The sequence below is a fragment of the Streptomyces sp. NBC_01428 genome (assembly GCF_036231965.1).
GTDB lineage: Bacteria > Actinomycetota > Actinomycetes > Streptomycetales > Streptomycetaceae > Streptomyces.
In genome coordinates this window covers 156860-176168 of the sequence record NZ_CP109499.1, presented here as the reverse complement: position 1 = coordinate 176168, position 19309 = coordinate 156860, and the positions used below count along the sequence as shown (strand labels likewise).

The following is a 19309-nucleotide window of genomic DNA, read 5'->3' as shown; positions in this document are numbered from 1 at the left end:
CGGGGGAGGTCAGTGGGGCGCGGACACCGAGGTGTCGATCGAGCTCAGCGTGATGACGATTCCGCTGGTGAGGACCATCCCGGCCAGGATGCGGGCGCGGGCGCAGGCGCGGTTGCGGCCCGAGAGGGTGATGCCGCCCGCAGCGTCCTGCTCGTCTACGGCGGTCGGGGTGACGTCGGTCTCGGCGGAGACGGAGGCGGCGAGGTCGGAGTGCAGGTTCCGCTGGTCCATGGAGGGAACTCCTTCGTGGGGAATGTGCCGAGTGAGCGAGAGGGAACGGAGAGGAGCAGAAGACGGGGAGAGGATGCGGTGCGGCCGGCCGCGGGGGCTCGGCCTCAACAGGTGGGTGCGGTGGCCGGGGTCGGCGGACGGGAGTGCTCCAGCAGGAGCGCGGACGGGACACGGTCGGGGGAGCAGAGGCGGAGCAGTCCGTACCCGATGCCGGCGAGGCCGGTCAGCATGCCGGGAGAGGGCACTTGGTCAGGGGTGGCGCAGCGGTGCTGCTGACCTTCGATCGCGGCGAGCAACCGGCCGCTGGTGCGGGTCAGAGCGGTGGCGGCCGTGGCGTCGCCGCGGCCGGCCAGGACCGACAGGGCCTCGAGGGCGCCGAAGGCGCCGTGGCCGGCGCTCAGATCGGGGCCGTCGCCGCGTACGGACAGCCGGGTGGCGAGGCCGTCCTCGTACCGCGGCAGGTGGACGGCCGCGGCGGCGATGCCGGGCAGGCCGGTGGTCCACGACGGATCGTGGTCGGCTGTTCCGGTCGCGGCAGCGGCCGAGCGCAGCAGCCCGGCCGCCGCCTCCCGGCGTCGCCCGTCCGTCCGATGGTCCGCGTGGCGCCACAGCGCCCAGCCGATGCCCGCGGCTCCGTCGGCGAATCCCGCGGTGCCCCCGCTCTCGGCATCGGCGTCCGTCAAGGCGTCCGCCAGCGCGTCGGCCAGTTCCAGGGCGCGGTGCGCGCCCGTGGCCTCGTGAGCGGCGACCGCCGCCGCCAGGGCCCCGGCGGCTCCGTCCGCGAACCCTCGGTCCGGGCAGGCCGCCACGGAGTGTTCCAGTGCCGTGAGCGCGTCGGGCAGCGAGTCCGCGAGGTCCGCGTCGAGCAGGGCCGACAACCGGATCAGGCCGTACAGGACGCCGCCGATCCCGTCATACGCTCCAGGTCCTACCGCGGCGCACAGTTCGGGGTCGGCGGCCAGCATCTTCAGCAGGGTCGGCAGCGGCTGCACCGCCTCGTGGGCGAGCGCCGTGTAGCGGTCCGCTCCCGCGAGGAGTCCGGCCTGCGCGAGGAAGAGCGCGACCCCGGTGTATCCCTGGCCGAGTCCGGCCCCCATCGGGAGGACCGACCAGTGACCGCCCGGCAGGCGTTCCAGGCCCAGCCAGTTGGCCCGGCCGCCGGACCGCACGGCGCGGGCGGCGATCTCGTCGGCGATCCCGCAGGCCGCGGCGAGCAGCCGTGACGGCTCGGGCACCACGGCCGGCAGGGGAGCGGGCACCAGCTCGGAGCGTGGCCGGACCAGCGGGGAACCCGCCTCGCGTGCCGCCAGCGCGGCCGCGACGATCCACTCCTGGTTCCGGCAGTCGACCTCGTCCATCCGGGCGATCTTGGCGCGAACCGCATCGACGCTCGCCGTCGGCAGCAGGTTCGGCAGCCAGGTCCCACCCGCTGCCCGCACTTCCGTTCCGGACGGCCGGTGGACGAACAGGGGGACGTCCCCGCGCCACAGGTCCTCGGTCTCGTGCTCCACGAGCCGGCCGCGTGCCGGGTCGTGCGCCGACTCGGTCCACAGCACCGCGAACGCGGCGTCCCGGGCGAGCGCGTCGCCGAGCAGCGCCGGGTGCGTGGACTCCTCCAGCAGCGTGGAGTACAGCCTTGTGGAGCGGACGATCAGCCGTGCGGGGCTCTCCGCGTGCCGGGTCAACAGGCCGTCCGGGGCGGTCAGTTCGTCGCCGTGCGCGTGGATCGCGGCGTAGGTGGTGCGGAAGCCGTCCAGCAGCGCGGCGCGGTGGTCGGCGCCCTGGAGACGCTGCCCGGCGGGCAGTGGCTGGTTCTGCGCGGCGGGACTGACCACCGGGCCCCGCACGACCCGCATGGTGTCCAGTCCGCTGTCCTTCCAGCACAGCCCCTCGCTCGGGTACGTGCCCTGCTCGGAGCGGCCGAGCGCGGAGATGTCCAGCGCGCCGTGCTCACCGATCAGCAGGTGGGGCAGCAGACACGTCCGGTGCACGGAGGCCTGGAGGGCGTCGGCGGCCGGATCCGCTCCGGCCGTGGCGGCCTGCGGAAGCCCGGTGTGCAGCAGGGTCTCCGCGTCCACCAGCACCGGCTGGTCACCGGCGGCGATGAGGTTCTCGTAGTGCATGTCGGCGCCGTCCACCGCGTACAGCAGGGCCAGCAGTGCGCCCTGGCGCCGGTAGAAGGCGTCCGCCTCGGACATCGATCCGCACCAGCGGTGCTCGATGTACTCGAGCCAGCCGTGTTCCTGTCGCCGTACCGTGCGCGGAGTACGCAGTTCCAGGCCGTCGACCCGCCCGGTGAGCCAGTGCGCCAGGTCGTCCAGCAGAGCGTGCTGTCCGAGGGGACGCGGCTTGTAGACCGTCCGTGAGCCGTCCGCGAACTCCAGCACCGCCACGGAGCGCCCGCCCCGGTGGGCGTCGCCGCGGCCCAGGTCGACGCGGGTGAGCGGACCGGGGTCGCGGCCGTCGAGCAGGACGGTCACAAGCTGCTCCCGGTCGGTGTGCAGCCGCAGACCGAGTTCGGCGACGGCGTCGACCGCGTCCAGTGCCGTCTGGCCCAGCATCCGCGCCAGCACCGGATAGGAGGCGAACAGGGCCCGCAGGCCGTCCGCGCTGCCGCCGGCGGCGAGGAAGGAGGCGAAGCGGTCGCGCGATGTGGCCCCGGCAAGCCGTCCGGCGCGCCGGGCGCCATCGAGTTCGCGGACGAGTGTCCGGGCCGCCTGCCGCGCCAGCCGGCTCAGCAGCCACTGCTCGAACGAGGCGCGCAGCATGGTCCGTTCCACCACGGGAAGCGGCGCCAGGCGCCGGTCGAGGGCGGCCGAGGCGGGCACCACGAGCGGCGCGACGACCGGTGCGAACAGCTCCGGCCCGGTTGCGTCGGCGCCGGGCGCCGGCCGTGCGGCGGTGTCGGCGCGGTCCAGGGCCTCTTCGACGTAACCGGCCCAGCGCGGAGTGCCGGCGCGCTCCGCCAGGTGTTCCGGTGCCTCGGCGACGAGCGCCCAGACGGCGAGTTCGTCGAGACCCAGGTGGGCGAGCCGAGCCGCGAAACCCGCCGTGTCGCCGGCGGCCCACGGAGCGCGGCCGGACGTGGTGGTCGTGGCTGACGCCGCGGGACGTCCGGGGGCGGCGACGCGCTCGCTGAGGGTGAGCGCGGGGGCCCACCAGGCGAGCGGCAGGTGCGCGCTTCGGGGCGTCGTGGGTGCGGCTGATTCGGTCACGGGAAGAAGGTCCCAGATACCGCGCGGTCCCCACATGGGGGAGCATCCCCCATATTCTCCGGCGGACCCCACCGGAGGTGGGTGACCGTCGCGCCGCCCCCGGGCACAGAAGGCCGTGCTCCCGGCGCAGAAGGTCGACTCCGCAGGTCAGGGCAGGTACCCAGATACGTTCGTGCCGCGCGCGGCACCCCGTGACAGCTCGCTCCGGAGGTACGTCCCCGCCGTTGCGGGGCCGCTCACGCGGACCGAACCGGTGTCCGGGCGGACGGCGGAAGGCGTGGCTCCGGGCCTTCCTCACCCACTCCGTCACCCGCGCGCGGCATCACGAGAGCGGCCGCTGTCCGCGGACCGCGTGACGGCCCGCCCGGGACGGGTGCCGTCGCACGGGGAGCCGCGCCCGGTACGGAACACCCCCACAACTTGGGTGGTCGCCCCGCATCCCGCACGGCCCGGGCCTCCCGTCTACTGATGTCCGGTCGATGACCAGGCAGCGACACGGCAACGTGCCGTGGCCCCTCGAACGTCGTCCGACGCGATTCGCGACCACCAGGTGCCGTACAGCCGAGACAACAGGAGTGAAGGAATGCGGACCTCTCTGGGTATCGACCCCCTCGCACGCAGCGTCTATCTCGCCATGGTCGACCTGCCCGGCGCCGGAGTCTCCGAGTTGGCGGAGCGGCTGAAGGAGGACGAGGAGACGGTCCGGGAGCGGCTGGAGCGGTTGTCGGCCCTCCTGCTCGTGGTCCCCGGGGACACGGCCTCCGGCTGGCGGCCGGTCGCCCCGGAGGTGGGCCTGGCCGCGATGCTCGCCCGGGAGCAGGACGAACTCGCCCGCCACCGGCTCCAGGTGGAGGACAACCGGCTGGAGGTGACCCGGCTGTTGTCCGAGCACGCCCGCAACGGTCGGGACGGCATGCCCGGCGTCGAGTGGCTGGCCGGCGCCGACGCCGTGTGGCGGCGGGTCACGGAACTGGCCGAAGGGTGCGAGCAGGAGTGGCTGACCGTCGGTCCCACCGAACGGCTCGCCGTGTCCGTCACCGAGTTCGCCCGGCCCGTCGACGAGATCCTGCGCCGGCGCGGCGCGGCCTCCCGCACCATCGTCCTGGAGAGCGTTCGCAACGATCCCGAGGTGATGGACCGGGTGCGAGGGAGGGAGGACAGCATCGGATCCGTCCGTACGCTGCCTTCGCTGCCCGCGTGGATGATCCTCTGCGACCGAACCCACGTCGTGGTCCCGGTCGCCACCGCCCGGTCCGTCGTCGGCGCCATGGTGTGCGGCGTCGAGTCCGTCACCGAGGCGTTCGCCGCCCTGTTCACCCGGCTGTGGAAGGAGGCGCTTCCGCTGACCGAGGCACGCCCCCGTACCCGCGGCGGTCTCTCCCTCCAGGAGCAGCACGTGCTGCGGCTGTGGGCGCAGGGCCTCACCGACGCGGCCGCCGCCCGCAGGATGGATGTCTCGCTGCGCACGGTCCGCCGGCTCTCCGAGAAGCTGACCGATCGCTTCGGTGCGCAGAGCCGCTTCCAGCTCGGCGCCCTGGCCATCGCCCAGGGCGGCATCCAGGCCGAGGACACGGCCTGACGCGATCCGCGCCCGACCGTACGCCCCCACCGTCGTCACGACGGTGGGGGCGTACTCCGTCATCCGGCAGGTGCGAACTGCGCGTTGATCGCGGCCATCATCAGATCCGCGATGTTCTGCGCCAGTTCGGCGGGGGTCGGGTGGTCGAACACCGCCCGTACCGGCACGTCGACCCGCAGAGCCTTCCGCAGCCTCGACGCGACCTGGGTGGCGAGCAGCGAATGGCCGCCCAGCTGGAAGAAGTTGTCGTGGACGCCGACGCGTTCGATGCCCAGGAGCTCCGTCCAGACGGCCGTGATGTGCCGCTCGACCGTGTTGCGCGGCGCCGTGTACGACGTCCCGAGGTCCGGCCGCCTGCCGTCCGGTACCGGCAGTGCCGCCCGGTCCACCTTGCCGTTGGCGGTCAGCGGCAGTCGCTCCAGCAGCACGAAGCCGGCCGGGATCATGTAGTCGGGCAGGTGGCGTCCGAGATGCGCGTGCAGCTCGGCGATGCTCGGGGCGTCGGGCCCGGCAGCCACCAGGTAGGCCACCAGCCGCTTGTCGCCGGGCACGTCCTCACGGACGATCACCGACACCTCGCCGACACCGGGGTGGGTGATCAAGTTGGCCTCCACCTCGCCCAGTTCGATGCGGTTGCCGCGGATCTTGACCTGGTGGTCGATCCTGCGCAGGAACTCCAGCTGTCCGTCCGGCCGCCACCGCACGAGGTCACCGGTGCGGTACACCCGGCCGCCCACCTCCTCGGCCTCGAACGGCACGAACCGCTCCGCGGTCAGATCGGGCCGCCCCAGGTAACCGCGCGCCACCTGGACGCCACCGACCAGGAGCTCCCCCGGGACGCCGACGGGCTGCGGAGCGCCGTGCTGGTCCACCACGAAGCACCGGGCGTTGCCGATCGGCCGGCCGATCGGCGGGACGGCGTCCCCGGGGACGCACACGGTGGACGTGGCGATGACCGTGGTCTCCGTCGGGCCGTAGTTGTTGACCACCCGGAAAGGCAACCGGGTGAGCGGAGGCATCCGAAGCCGGTCGCCGCCGGTCAGGACGTAGTCGAGGGTGGTGTCCGGGTCCCAGTCGAGCGCCGCCAGCGACTCCAGCATCGGTGTCGACAGGAACGTGGCGTGGATGCGCTGCTCGGTCAGCCAGTCCCGCAGCAGATGCGGGGCGAGCCGGACCCGTTCGCTGGTGACGCAGCAGGTCGCACCCCGGGTGAGGCCGAGCCACAGTTCCCACGCCGCCGCGTCGAACCCGACCCCGGCGAGCAGCCCGATCCGCTGCCCCGGCTCCAGTCCGTACTCGGCGGCGGTCCAGTGGACCAGGTTGACCAGACTGCGGTGCTCGACCTGGACCCCCTTGGGACGGCCGGTCGAGCCGCTGGTGTAGATGAGATAGGCCAGGTTGCGCGGGCCGGCGGTGGGCTCCGGGTCGGTGTCCGGCGCGCCGTCCAGCGGTCCCCCTTCGGCGTCGCACGCGTCGAGGAGCAACAGGGGCACCCCCGACGGGAGCCGGTCCGCCCGCGCGGTGTCGGTGAGGACGACCGGGGTCCGCGTGTCGCGCACCATGTACGCCAGCCGCTCGACGGGGTACTCCGGGTCCAGGGGCACGTACGCCGCCCCGGCCTTCAGCACCGCGAGCTCCGCCGTCACCAGGTCGGCGCCACGGCCCAGGCACACCGTCACCGGCATGTCCGGCCGTACCCCGTACCGGGTCCGCAGGTGGTGGGCGATCCGGTTGGCGCGCGCGTTCAGTTCGCCGTAGGTGAGGGTGGCCCCCGGTGATTCGACGGCCACGGTGTCCGGCCGCAGGGCGGCCCGCTCCTCGAAGAGGCCGTGCACCGTGGCCCCGTCCGGAGAGGCGGTGACGGTGTCGTTCCACTCGACGAGCGTCGTGTGCCGCTCGGCCGGCGTGAGCACGCACAACTGCGACAGCCGGGACCCGGGAGCGCCGGCGACCGCGTCCAGCAGCGTGCCCAGGTGGCCGGCCAGCCGGTCGACGGTGTCCTGCCGGAAGAGATCGGTGCGGTACTCCAGAGTCCCGCGCAGACCGCCGGCCGGACCCTCGGACATGATCAGACTCAGGTCGAACTTGGCGTCGGGCGGCGTCACCGCGAACGGCTCCACCTCAAGACCCGGCAGGCTCCAGGTGCGGCCGTCCGGGGTGTTCTGCAGCGCGAACATGGTCTGGAACAGCGGGTTGCGCGACGGGTCGCGGTCGGGAGCCAGTTCCTCCACCAGGCGCTCGAAGGGAAGGTCCTGGTGGTCGTACGCGCCGAGCGCGGTGTCCCTGACCCGGTCGAGCAGGTCACCGAAGCTCGGATCGCCGGACAGGTCGGTGCGCATCACGAGGGTGTTGACGAAGAAGCCGATCAGGTCCTCGGTCTCGGCCCGGTTGCGGCCCGCGATGGGACTGCCGACCGTGATGTCGTCCTGCATGCTGTACTTCGCCAGCAGCACCTGGAACACCGCCAGGAGCACCATGTACATGCTGGCGCCGTTCTCCGCCGCCACCGCGCGCAGGCGCGCGGCGACCTCGGCCGGCACGTCGAACGCCACGGTGGAGCCGCCCTCGGGCGGTCCCGCGGGCCGTCGGTGGTCGCTCGGGAGCTCCAGCGGCTCCACCCCGGCGAGCCGGTCGCGCCAGTAGGCCAGTTGGTCCGCCAGCACGTCACCGGCCAGCCGCTCGCGCTGCCACACGGAGAAGTCCGCGTACTGCAGGGGCAGTTCGGGCAGACCGGTCGGCTCCGCCCCGGCCACCGCCGCGCGGTACCCCTCACGCAGCTCCCGCGCCAGGATTCCCTCCGACCATCCGTCGGCCGCGATGTGGTGCACCGACAGCAGGAGGAACGCCTCGTCGTCGGCGAGCCGCACCAGGTGCGCCCGCAGCAGCGGACCCGTCGCCAGATCGAACGAGCGACCCGCCTCGGCCTCCGCGAACCGCCGTGCCGCCGCGAACCGTTCCCCCGGATCGACGACGTGGCGCAGATCGTGGACGGCCGCTCCCACCGGTGCCGGGGGATCGACGACCTGCCCCGGCTCACCGTCCTCGGGGACGAACCGGGTCCGCAGGACCTCGTGCCGCGCCACCATCGAGGTGAGCGCCGCGTCCAGGGCAGGTACGTCGAGGACGCCACGGACGTGCAGCGCGAACGGTACGACGTACTCGGCGCGCCCCGGCTCCAGCTGATCCAGGAACCACAGCCTCTGCTGTGCGGAACTCAGCGGCAGCGCACCGCCGGTCCGCGCGACGGGCATGATCCGCTCCGCGTCGCCCGTGTCGAGCTCGGCCACCAGGGCCGCCAGGCCGGCGACCGTGGGCGCCGTGAACAGGGCCCGTACCGGCACCTCCACGCCCAGTGCGGCCCGCAGCCGCGAGGTGACCTGGGTGGCCAGCAGCGAGTGCCCGCCCAGTTCGAAGAAGTTGTCGTCGACACCGGTGACGTCCGTCCCCAGTACCAGCGACCAGGCCTCGGCCACCGCGCGTTCGGCCGGTGTGCGCGGCGCGACACCGCTCTCGGCCGAGCGGGGGTCCGGCGCGGGCAGGGCACGCCGGTCCACCTTGCCGTTCGGGGTGAGCGGCAGCCGGTCCAGCACGACGAACGCGGACGGCACCATGTAGTCGGGCAGGTCACGGCGCAGCCGGGCCCGCAGGCCCTCGGCGGTCGGCGCCTGCCCGTCCGGTACGACGTACGCCACCAGGCGCTTGTCACCCGGGACGTCCTCACGCAGGATCACGGTCGCCGTCGCGACGTCGTCCCCGGCCAGCAGCACCGACGCGATCTCGCCCGGCTCGATGCGGTGACCACGCAGCTTCACCTGGTCGTCGAGCCGCCCCAGGAACTCCAGTTGCCCGTCGGCCAGCCACCGCACCCGGTCGCCGGTCCGGTAGACGCGCCGGGGTGTGCCGTCGACGTCCACGGTGACGAACCGTTCCGCGGTCTGGTCCGGCAGCCCCTGGTAGCCACGCGCCAGTCCGGCACCGCCGACCAGGAGTTCGCCCGCGACGCCGATCGGGACGGGCCGGTCGTGGCGGTCGACGACGTGGACGACGGTGTTGCGAATTGGCCGGCCGATCGGCGGGACCGGTACCCCCGGCTCCACCTCGGCCGATGTCGTGACCACCGTCGACTCGGTCGGACCGTAGTTGTTGACGACGCGGAACGGCAGCCGCAGCCCGGCCGGCAGGCGCAGCGCGTCACCGCCGGTGAGGACGTAGGCCAGCGAGGTCGGCTCCGACCAGTCCAGCGTGGCCAGCGCCTCCAGCATGGGCGTGGAGAGGAACGTGCCGTGCACCCGCCGTCCGGACAGCCAGCGCTGGAGCAGTTCCGGAGTGCGCCGCACCGTGTCGTCGGGGACGCACACGGTGGCACCGGCCGCCAGCGCGGGCCACAGTTCCCATGCCGCGGCGTCGAAGCCGAGACCGGCGAGATGCGCGACCCGTCGGCCCGGCGCCGCGCCGAAGCTGTCCACCGTCCAGTGGATCAGGTTGACCAGGCTCCGGTGCTCGATCTGGACGCCCTTGGGGCGGCCGGTCGAGCCGCTGGTGTAGATGAGATAGGCCAGGTCGTCCGGGGCCGCGGCGGGCTCCGGGTCGTGCGCCGCCAGATCCTGGACCAGCGGCCAGTCCCGGTCGGTGAGGAAGCGGTGGGGTGTGCGGGGCAGCAGCGCCGCGTGCGCGGCGTCGGTCACCACGTGCGCCGCCCCGGAGTCCTCGATCATGAAGGCGAGCCGGTCGGCGGGAAGATCCGGGTCCAACGGCAGGTAGGCGGCCCCCGACTTCAGCGCCGCGAGCAGGGCGGCGATCTGCTCGGGCCCGCGCTCCAGGCATACGGCGACCACCCGGCCGGCCCCGGCGCCGAGCGACCGCAGGTGCCGGGCGAGCCGGTTGGCCCGCTCGTTCAGCTCGCGGTACGTCAGCTCCCCGGTCTCCGACAACACCGCCGTCGTACCGGGTAGTTGTGCGACGCGCTCCTCGACGAGGCGGTGCGCCGTCGTGGCGGCGTCCGGGGAGAGGGACGCGGCGCCGGACCACTCGCTCAGCACACGGACGCGCTCGGCCCCGGTCAGCACCTCCAGTTCCGACCGCCGTCGACCCCGGTCCGAGACGACCGCTTCGAGCAGGGTCGTGAAGTGACCGGCCAGCCGGGCCGCCGTCGCGTGGTCGAACAGATCCGCGGCGAAGACGAGCTTCCCGTCGAGTGAACCGCCGGGCCGCTCGGTGAGGAACAGCGTCAGGTCGAACTTGGCCTCCTCCGTCCGCACCGCGAACGGCTCGACGTCGAGACCCGGCAGCCCCCACGCGTTCCCGTCCGGGGTGTTCTGGAGCACGAACATGGTCTGGAACAGCGGGGTGCGGGACAGATCCCGCTCCGGCGCGAGTTCCTCCACCAGGCGCTCGAAGGGAAGGTCCTGGTGGTCGTACGCGCCGAGCGCGGTGTCCTTGACCCGGTCGAGCAGGTCACCGAAGCTCGGATCGCCGGACAGGTCGGTGCGCATCACGAGGGTGTTGACGAAGAAGCCGATCAGGTCCTCGGTCTCCGACCGGTTGCGGCCGGCGATCGGACTGCCGACCGCGATGTCGTCCTGCCCGCTGTACTCCGCCATGAGCAGCTGGAACACCGCGAGCAGCGACATGAACAGGCTGGCGCCCTGCCCCGCCGCCATGCGGCGGGCGGCGTCGACCGTGCCGGCGGGGACGGTGAAGGCGACCTCGTCACCGCGGCCCGACCGCTCGGCGGGCCGGCGCCTGTCGGTCGGCAGCTCCAGCGGCTGGAGCCCGGCGAGCCGCCCGCGCCAGTACTCCGCCTGTCCGTCCAGCTCGGGGCCTTCCAAGGTCGCGCGCTGCCAGGCAGCGAAGTCCGCGTACTGGAGTTCCAGCGGGACGAGCCCGGCCTCACGGCCCGTGACCGCCGCCCCGTACAACTCCCGCAGTTCACGGGCCAGGACGCCTTCCGACCAGCCGTCGGAGACGATGTGGTGCAGCGCCACCAGCAGGAGCCACTCCTCCTCGGCGACCCGCACCGCCAGGGCCCGCAGCAGCGGTCCCGCCGCCAGGTCGAACGGCAGCCCCGCCGCCTCCCGCAGGATGCCGAGCGCCGCGTCGTCACCGAGGTCCCTCGCGTCGTGCACCTCAACGGCCACGTCGCGCGGCGGCTCGACGATCTGGACCGGACGACCCGTACCGTCCGCCACGAATCGGGTCCGCAGGATCTCGTGCCGGGCGACCAGCGCCGTGAGCGCGGCTCCGAACGCGTCCGGTGCGAAGGGCCCCGTGACCCGCAGCCCGGCCGGGACGACGTACTCGGTTCGTCCGGGATCCAACTGGTCGAGGAACCAGAGGCGTTGCTGGGCGAACGACAGCGGCAGCGGTCCCGCGGGCCGGTCCGGCCTCGGTGCCGTCGCCTCACGGAGGATGCCGAGCGCGTCGAGGGCGGTCGCCAGCGCCGCGGGCGTCCGCGCCTCGAACAGGGTGCGGTGGGAAACGTGTACGCCCAGGTCCCGGCGCAGTCGGGAAGCGATCCGGACGGCCAGCAGAGAGTGCCCGCCCAGCTCGAAGAAGTCGTCGTCGACGCCCACGGGGTCCACGCCCAGCATCTCGGCCCAGATGCCGACGACGGCCTCCTGGGTAGAGGTGACCGGCGCCGCGTACGCCACGGTCAGATCCGGACGCCCGCTCTCGGGCGCCGGCAGCGCCTTGCGGTCGACCTTGCCGTTCGGTGTCAGAGGAAGCCGCTCCAGCGTCACGTACCGGGCGGGCACCATGTGCTCGGGCAGATCCCGCGACAGGGCTCGGCGCAGTTCGGGCGCCGTCGGACGGGCTTCGCCCGCCGGCACCAGGTACGCCACCAGGCGCTTGTCGCCCGGGACGTCCTCACGGACCACGACGGTCGCCGCCGCCACGCCGGGACGGGCCAGCAGGGCGTTCTCGATCTCGCCCAGTTCCACCCGGTGGCCGCGCACCTTGACCTGGTCGTCGATCCGGCCCAGGTAGACCAGCTGCCCGTCCGGCAGCCACTTCACCAGGTCCCCGGTGCGGTACACCCGAGCGTCCGGATCCGTCGAGAACGGGTGGGGCACGAAACGCTCCGCCGTCAGTTCGGGCCGCCCCAGGTAGCCGAGGGCCACGTTCACGCCGCCGATCAACAACTCACCCGGCACGCCGACCGGTTGGACCTCGCCGTGCGCGCCGAGCACGAACACCTCGGTGTTGTCGATCGCGCGGCCCATCGGCACGTGGTCCGCCGCCGGGTCCACCGAAACCGTCCGGCTGACCACGTTGCCCACGGTCGCCTCGGTCGGCCCGTACTCGTTGACGACGGCCGTGTCGTCCGCGCCGCTCGCCAGCACCCGGTGCGTCAGCGCCGGCGTGAGGTCCTCGCCCCCCGCGATTACCGTGGCGACGGCGTGCCGCAGACCTTCCCGCTCCAGCCGCGCGACCAGCAGCTCCAGATGCGAGGGGGTCGCCTTGACGAAACTGACCCGCGCACCGGCCGCCACGAGATCCACGGCCGCGTCGAACACCGTCTGCCCGGGACCAGGGTTCGGTATCACCAGGCGAAGCCCCTGCACCAGCGGCAGGAACAGAGCGGTGACCGTCAGGTCGAACGCCGCCGACGAGCACAGCAGTGAGCCGATCTCGGCGCCGGGCGCGGCCGGGTAGTTGCGGTCGCACCAGTGTAGGTAGTTGACGACACCCCGGTGCGCCACCCGGACGCCCTTGGGGCGGCCCGTGGAGCCCGAGGTGTAGATGACATAGGCCAGGTCGTCGGGGCTCGCCCCGACGACCTGGGCCGAGCCGTCACCGTCCGGCCAGCCGCGGTCGGTGAGCAGCAGCTCGGACCCCGGCGCGAACAGGGCGGCGTGCCCGGACTGCGTGATCACCACGGGCGCCGCACTGTCGCCGACCATGTAGCGCAGCCGCTCGGCCGGGTACGACGGGTCCAACGGCACATACGCGGCACCGGACTTGAGCACCCCGAGCAGTGCGCACACCAGGTCCGGGCCGTGGTCCAGGCACACCGCGACCAGTGCGCCCGGTCCCACACCCCGTTCGCCGAGGTGGCGGGCGAGCCGGTTCGCCCGCTCGTCCAGAGCGCGGTAGGTCAGCACCTGCCCGGCGTGCTCCAGCGCGACCGCGTCAGGCTGCCGTGCGGCCCGCTCCTCGACCAGGCGGTGAACGGTCGACGTGTCGGGGAACGCGGACCGGGGGCCGTTCCACTCGGTGAGGATCCGCGTCCGCTCCGCCGCCGTCAGCATCTCCAGCGCGGCCGGCCGCGTCCCCGGTGCCTCGGCGGCGGACTCGGCAAGGACCCCGAAGTGGTCTGCCAGACGCTCCGCCGTGGCCCGGTCGAACAGGTCCGTGCGGTAGCCCAGGACACCCCGCAGCACGTCACCGTCGGCGGCGAGCTCCAGGGTGATCTGCGCCCCGGGCGCGAGCGGGGCCGGCGTGTCGGCCGCCGTGCGCCACGCGAACCAGGGGGCGGCGTCCAGCGAACCGCCGGCCGCCTCCGCGAGTTCCGCGTACGGCAGTCCGGCACGCGCTCCCAGGGCGGTCGTGACGGCGGTCAGCGCGTCCTCGAACAGCGGGTCGCCGTCGGGGCTCCGTACGGCCCGAGCGCGTCCGTCCTCGCCCCGCACCACCACCGGGACATCGCCCCGGCCGGTGTGCCGGGCGAGCAGCACCTGGAACACCGTCAGCAGGACCGTCGAAAGCTCCGTCCCCCGCTCGCGGGCCAGCGCGGACAGCGCCTCGGCCGTCACGACGGGAACGTCGAATCCGACCCGGTCCGAGGAGCCTGGCCCCTCCTGCGCCGGGCGCCGGTCCGCCGGCAGCTCCAGCGGCTCCAGGCCTGCCAGCGCGTGCCGCCACTCTTCCACCTGGTGATCAGCCACCGTTCACTCCCCATCGTCAGCACGTTGTCAGCGGTACAAGCGGTACGCGCGGTGCAAGCGGTTCGGCGCCGGAAGGACGTCCGCGGTGAGCACGTTAGGACGCGTGCACGGGCGCCCCCAGTGGGCACAAGTGACGCCCCGGCGGCTGGCCACAAGTGCCCAGTGCCACGACGGAAGGCCGCTGGCCACGATGGACGACGTCACCCGCCGACAGCCCGGACACCCGGACCCGACCCCCCCCCGAAGGAACGCCTGACGCCCCATGGGCGGAAGGGACTTCGGGGAGCCGGGCGCGGCGGGGCATGTCCCGGACCACGGCCCGATCACAGCGATCGCGGCCCCGACGGTGTCGAGAGGAAAGCCGGTCGTGTACCCGCGCCACCAGCCCCCGCAGAACCCGCCCCACGCGGTCCTGAGCACCATCCCCTCGGACTCGCACACCTGGAACCTCCTGTTCCTCCAGCTCACGCTGGAGGAACAGGGATGGGACGTCACCAACCTCGGTGCCTGCGTCCCCGTCCACACCCTGGTCACCGAGTCCGCCGCACGGCCCCCCGGCCTCATCGTCGTGAGCACCGTCAACGGCCACGGCGCCGAGGAGGCCCCCGCCCTGGCCCGCGCGGTCCGCGCCGCACCCGCCCTGGCCCGGGTACCGCTCGTCATCGGAGGCAAGCTCGACACCGAGGGGTCCAGCGACCCCGACGCCCATCCCGCGCTCACCGAGGCCGGCTTCGACGCCGTGCTGATCGGCCCGAACGCCGTACCGCGGCTGCTCGCCCTGCTCGACTCCCTCTCCCAGCGCGGGCACGGAAAGGCCTACGCCGATGCCCTCCGCTGACCCTGGCCCCGGCACGGCGACGCCGCTCACCGGCACCGGCGGCGCCTTCCACCGCTTCATGGCCGACGCCGCACGCTCCGGCACACTGGTCGTGCAGCCCCGCATGGGCTTCGCCGACCCCGTGAGGATGCGCGAGGGACTGCTCGCCACCCACGGCGCGGACGCCACCACCGTCGGCACCCTCACCATCGACAGCTTCACCCGCGTCGGTGACTACGCCGCCGCCGCCCGCGCCGCCGCCCAGGGGCACCCGCTCAACGGCTACCCGCTCGTGAGCATGCCCGTCGCCACCACCACCGAGATGCTCGACGGCGTCCGCGGCGAGGACTTCCCCGTCCAGGTACGGCACGGCTCCGCACAACCCGGCCGCATCGTCGAGGCGCTGATCGACGCCGGGCTCGACGCCACCGAGGGCGGCCCCGTCTCGTACTGCCTGCCCTACGGCCGCACCCCGCTCGCCACCTCCGTGCAGGCCTGGCGCGACGCGTGCCGCACCCTCGCCGCGCTCCGCGAGTCCGGCGTCGAACCGCACCTGGAGAGCTTCGGCGGCTGCATGCTGGGCCAGCTCTGCCCACCCTCGCTGCTCATCGCCCTCTCCGTATTGGAAGGCATGTTCTTCCGGCAGCACGGGCTGCGCAGCATCTCCCTGAGCTACGCCCAGCAGACCAACGCCGAGCAGGACGAGGAAGCCGTCCACGCACTGCGCGCCCTGGCCGCCGACCACCTCCCGGACACCTCCTGGCACGTGGTCGTCTACGCCTACATGGGCGTCTATCCCGAGACCAGGGCCGGCGCGCTGGCCCTCGTCGCGGACGCCGCCCGGCTCGCGGTGCGGACCGGGGCCGCGCGCCTCATCGTCAAGACGGCCGCCGAAGCCGCCCGCATTCCCTCGATCGCCGAGAACGTCACGGCGCTGGAGACGGCCACGGCCGCCGCACGCTCGGAGCGCCGCACCGCGCCACCGCCGTCCACCGGCGTCGAGGAGGAGGCCCGGGCCCTCGTGGAGGCCGTCCTCGGCCTGCACGACGACCTCGGGCAGGCCCTCGTCCGGGCCTTCGCACGCGGCTACCTCGACGTCCCCTTCTGCCTGCACCCCGACAACGCGGGCCGCACCCGCACCGTCATCTCCGAGCAGGGCCGACTGGAGTGGTCCCGTACCGGATCGCTGCCGCTCGGCCCCACCACCGTGCACAGCTCCCAGCGCCTGACCTCGTCGGGACTGATGTACGCGCTGCACCACGTCAAGACCCGCTACGACGCGCCCGCCGCATCGCTCGCCCGGGCGAGCTGACCGCTTGTCACCCTCCCTCTCCGCAGCCCTTCCCGGGCCGGTGATCCGTACGTCGACCGGACAAGGAACGACATGACACTCCAGATCGAGCACCCCCTGGCCTTCGCCGCCGCGCCGGCTCTGCCCGCACCCCTGGAACACCTGCGCGACCCGCGCACCAGGGCCGCCCTGCGCGTCCAGCAGGCCCTGGTCGCCGGTGCCCGGGCCTACCTCCGTGCCGACGACGCGGTGGAGATGTCCCACCCGATCATCGGCCCCGTCACCGACCCCGGATCGCGCGGTGCCAAGCAGGTGGACGTCGACTACTACGGCCACCGCTACAAGCTGATGACCAGCGCCATCCTCTACAAGCAGGCGTCCCTGCTCGCCTACGACCGCATCTTCCTCGTCGCGCCCAACGTCCGCCTGGAGCCCGTCGAGACGAGCTCGACCCACCGCCACCTCTCCGAGTTCCGGCAGATCGACGTCGAATACGCCGGTGCCACCCGCGACGACGCCATGGACATCGCCGAAGGCCTGGTCCGCCACGCCGTCACCACCGTCGCCGACGAGTGCGGCGCCGAACTCGCCGTCCTCGGCCGGGACCCGGACACCCTGCGCCGTTTCGTCGCCGAACCCTTCGCCCGCGTCCCGCACGGCGAGGTCGTCGAACGTCTGCGCGCCGACGGCTACCCGCAGGCCGCCGGCACGGAGATCGAGTGGGAGGCCGAGGAGCGCATCTCCCGCCAGGCCGACGCCCCGTTCTTCATCGTCGGCTACCCCAAGGGCTCCCGCGGCTTCTACGACAAGGAGAGCCCCGCCGAGCCCGGCACCCTGCTCAACTTCGACCTGATCGCTCCCGAGTCCTGCGGCGAACTGTGCAGCGGCAGCCAGCGCGAGAACGAGTACGCCACCCTGGTCACCCGGATGCGGGAAACCGGCGAGAACCCCTCCAAGTACGCCTGGTACCTCGACGTCGCCCGCCACGGCATCCCCCGCAGCGCCGGCTTCGGCATCGGCCTGGAACGCCTCACCCGCTGGGTCGCCGGCCTCGACTCCGTCTGGCAGGCCACGGCCTTCCCGAAGCTCGCGGGGGTCGTGTCCCCGTGACGTACCTGACCGCACCCGGCCTGCCCGAGGACGCCATCCGCGCCCGTGCCCGTGACGGAGCCGCCGCCGTCTTCCCGCCGGCCGACAGCTACGGCACCGCCGTCTTCGGCGGAACCCGCGAGCCGGGCGACGAGATCGACGCCCTGCGCCTGGCCCCGCCCGTCTTCATGCCCGGCCGCCTCGCCAAACTCATCGACCTCGGCCGCGAACCCCTCTACTCCGACGTCCGCCTCACCACCGCCCTCGGCGGCTTCGACGCCCCCGTGCCCGTGTACGTGTCGGCCCTCGGCTCCACCCGCGTCGCCGGCACCAGTCTCGCCCTCAGCCGCCAGGCAGGACGCCTCGGCATCCCCATGGTCATCGGCGAGAACGTCGCACCGATGAACGGCTTCCGCAGCAGCGGTGACGACCACCGCAAGGGCCTGCTCGAACGCATCCTCGCCTACTGCGAGGAACTCCCCGACGGCGTCGGCGGCGTCTGCGTCCAGCAGAGCACCGAGGACGCCGACTCCGAGGTCTGGAACCAGGTCTACAGCGACCCCGCCGTCTCCGGACTCCTCACCACCGGCCGCCTCGGCTTCGAGATGAAGGTCGGCCAGGGCGCCAAGCCCGGCCTCGGCGGCCTCACCATGATCAGCGAGGCGGCCGCCGCAGACCTCGACGGGCAGTACGCCGTCGAACGCCTCGCCCCCGACGGGGGAGCGGTCCTGCGCTGCTCCAGTCCCGGCACCTTCACCGACGAGATCTTCCGCCGGCAGATCCAGCTCATGCGCAACAACTACCCGCGCGCCCGCTGCTGGGTGAAGCTCTTCCCCGGCCGGGACGTCGGCCGTGCCGCCGCCATCGCCTGGGAGGCGGGCGCCCACGCCGTCACCGTCGACGGAGCCGAGGGCGGAACCGGCTGGGCCCCCACCGGCTTCCTCGGCCACGTCGGACTGCCGCTGGCCGAGTGCCTGCGCCGGGTGGATCCCGCCGACCACACCCTGCTCGCCAGCGGACGCGTCTGGGACGGCATCCGCGCCGTCAAACTGCTCGCCCTCGGCGCCCGCGCCGTCGGCCTCGGCCGCGCCGCCCTGGTCGCCGCCGACGAGGATCCGGACCACGGGCTCGAACGTCTCCTGGACGCCATGGCCCTGGAGATGCGCATGGCCGTCAGCTCGCTCGGCAGATACGCGGCGGACGAGACCGGGCCCGAGGACCTGTGGAGGCCCGAGTCATGATCTACGAACACACCTACGAGCTGGTCACCGACGACCTCTTCGTCCGTCTGACCCGCGTGGTACCGGGCGCCGACGTCTTCCTCAAGATCGAGGGTCTCAACCCGGCCGGCTCGGTCAAGCTCAAGACGGCCCTCAGCCTGGTCGAGGACGCCGAGCACCGTGAGGTCCTCACCCCCGGTGCCCGCGTCATCGAGTCGTCCTCCGGGAACCTCGGCATCGCTCTCAGCTCCATCTGCGCCACCAAGGGATACCCCTTCACCTGCGTGGTCGACCCCAACACCAACGCCACCAGCATCGACCACATGCGCGCCCTCGGAGCCGAGGTCGTCGTCGTGGACACCGTCGACGCCAACGGCGGCTTCCTCCAGTCCCGCATCGCCCACATCCGGCGGCGCGTCGAGGCCGACCCGTCCATGGTGTGGCTCAACCAGTACGCCAACCCGGCCAACCCCCGAGCCCACTACGAGCAGACCGCGCGCACCCTGCTCAAGGAACTCCAGCACATCGACTACCTGTTCGTCGGCGCGGGCTCCACCGGCACGTTCGTCGGCTGCTCCCGCTACCTGCGCGAGTACTCCCCGGACACCCGGATCGTCGCCGTCGACGCCCTGGGCTCCATCATCTTCGGCGCCCCGCCCGGACCCCGCCGCATCCCCGGCCTCGGCGCCAGCCGTGTCCCGGAACTGTTCGAACCCGGCCTCGCCGACGAGGTCGTGCTCGTCGCGGAGGAGGACGCGGTCCACGAGTGCCGGCTGCTCGCCCGCACCCACGGGCTCCTGGTCGGCGGCTCCACCGGATCCGTCCTGGCCGCGATCCGGCAGTACGCCGACGCGTTCCCGCCCGGCTCACGCATCGCCGCGATCTCACCCGACCTCGGCGAACGCTACCTCGGCACGGTCTACAACGACGCCTGGGTGGGACAACACCTCGGTGTCCTCGCCTGATCACCGTCCCGCAC

9 protein-coding genes are annotated in these 19309 nt (G+C 73.2%); 6 read left to right on the top strand and 3 right to left on the bottom strand.

The features are described 5' to 3' along the window. Window positions 1–9: 9 nt before the first annotated feature. Together OG406_RS00485 and OG406_RS00480 are read right to left on the bottom strand one after the other, a co-directional pair. Complete coding sequence (locus tag OG406_RS00485) at window positions 10–231, bottom strand: hypothetical protein (RefSeq protein ID WP_266619704.1); 222 nt, start codon at window positions 229–231, stop codon at window positions 10–12. A 104-nt stretch (window positions 232–335) separates the two neighbouring features. After that, window positions 336–3446 carry a type 2 lanthipeptide synthetase LanM family protein gene (locus tag OG406_RS00480; protein ID WP_329183149.1) on the bottom strand — a complete coding sequence of 1037 codons (3111 nt, stop codon included), beginning with the start codon at window positions 3444–3446 and terminating at the stop codon, window positions 336–338. Window positions 3447–4029: 583 nt separating this feature from the next. On the opposite strand from OG406_RS00480, the gene OG406_RS00475 reads away from it, so the two are divergent. Continuing rightward, a complete protein-coding gene (locus OG406_RS00475; RefSeq protein WP_267049978.1) occupies window positions 4030–5025 on the top strand; it encodes a helix-turn-helix domain-containing protein in 996 nt (331 codons plus the stop codon). A 59-nt stretch (window positions 5026–5084) separates the two neighbouring features. Here the strand turns inward: OG406_RS00475 and OG406_RS00470 are convergent, their stop codons facing one another. After that, window positions 5085–13913 (bottom strand): non-ribosomal peptide synthetase, encoded by an 8829-nt coding sequence (locus OG406_RS00470; protein WP_329183144.1) that lies wholly within the window; start codon window positions 13911–13913, stop codon window positions 5085–5087. 262 nt (window positions 13914–14175) lie between these two features. On the opposite strand from OG406_RS00470, the gene OG406_RS00465 reads away from it, so the two are divergent. The 5 genes from OG406_RS00465 to sbnA all read left to right on the top strand — a co-directional run bounded on the left by OG406_RS00465 (window position 14176) and on the right by sbnA (window position 19295). Beyond that, window positions 14176–14751 carry a cobalamin B12-binding domain-containing protein gene (locus OG406_RS00465; protein WP_266619710.1) on the top strand — a complete coding sequence of 192 codons (576 nt, stop codon included), beginning with the start codon at window positions 14176–14178 and terminating at the stop codon, window positions 14749–14751. Beyond that, window positions 14738–16042 (top strand): methylaspartate mutase, encoded by a 1305-nt coding sequence (locus OG406_RS00460; protein WP_203661263.1) that lies wholly within the window; start codon window positions 14738–14740, stop codon window positions 16040–16042. The genes OG406_RS00465 and OG406_RS00460 overlap by 14 nt, the downstream gene beginning before the upstream one ends. A gap of 72 nt (window positions 16043–16114) precedes the next feature. Continuing rightward, a complete protein-coding gene (locus OG406_RS00455; RefSeq protein WP_203661260.1) occupies window positions 16115–17131 on the top strand; it encodes an asparagine synthetase A in 1017 nt (338 codons plus the stop codon). Then, window positions 17128–18351: a glutamate synthase-related protein gene (locus tag OG406_RS00450; protein WP_164374360.1), complete on the top strand. Its 1224-nt coding sequence runs from the start codon at window positions 17128–17130 to the stop codon at window positions 18349–18351. The genes OG406_RS00455 and OG406_RS00450 overlap by 4 nt, the downstream gene beginning before the upstream one ends. Further along, window positions 18348–19295, top strand: coding sequence for a 2,3-diaminopropionate biosynthesis protein SbnA (gene sbnA / locus OG406_RS00445; RefSeq protein ID WP_164374359.1), 948 nt, complete (start codon window positions 18348–18350; stop codon window positions 19293–19295). The genes OG406_RS00450 and sbnA overlap by 4 nt, the downstream gene beginning before the upstream one ends. Window positions 19296–19309 lie beyond the last annotated feature (14 nt).

Bases quoted from the DNA above. Each gene is read 5' to 3' on its own strand.
- OG406_RS00485 (WP_266619704.1), bottom strand. From the start codon at position 231: ATGGACCAGCGGAACCTGCACTCCGACCTCGCCGCCTCCGTCTCCGCC.
- OG406_RS00455 (WP_203661260.1), top strand. From the start codon at position 16,115: ATGACACTCCAGATCGAGCACCCCCTGGCCTTCGCCGCCGCGCCGGCT.
- OG406_RS00475 (WP_267049978.1), top strand. From the start codon at position 4,030: ATGCGGACCTCTCTGGGTATCGACCCCCTCGCACGCAGCGTCTATCTC.
- OG406_RS00460 (WP_203661263.1), top strand. From the start codon at position 14,738: ATGCCCTCCGCTGACCCTGGCCCCGGCACGGCGACGCCGCTCACCGGC.
- OG406_RS00465 (WP_266619710.1), top strand. From the start codon at position 14,176: ATGGGCGGAAGGGACTTCGGGGAGCCGGGCGCGGCGGGGCATGTCCCG.
- sbnA (WP_164374359.1), top strand. From the start codon at position 18,348: ATGATCTACGAACACACCTACGAGCTGGTCACCGACGACCTCTTCGTC.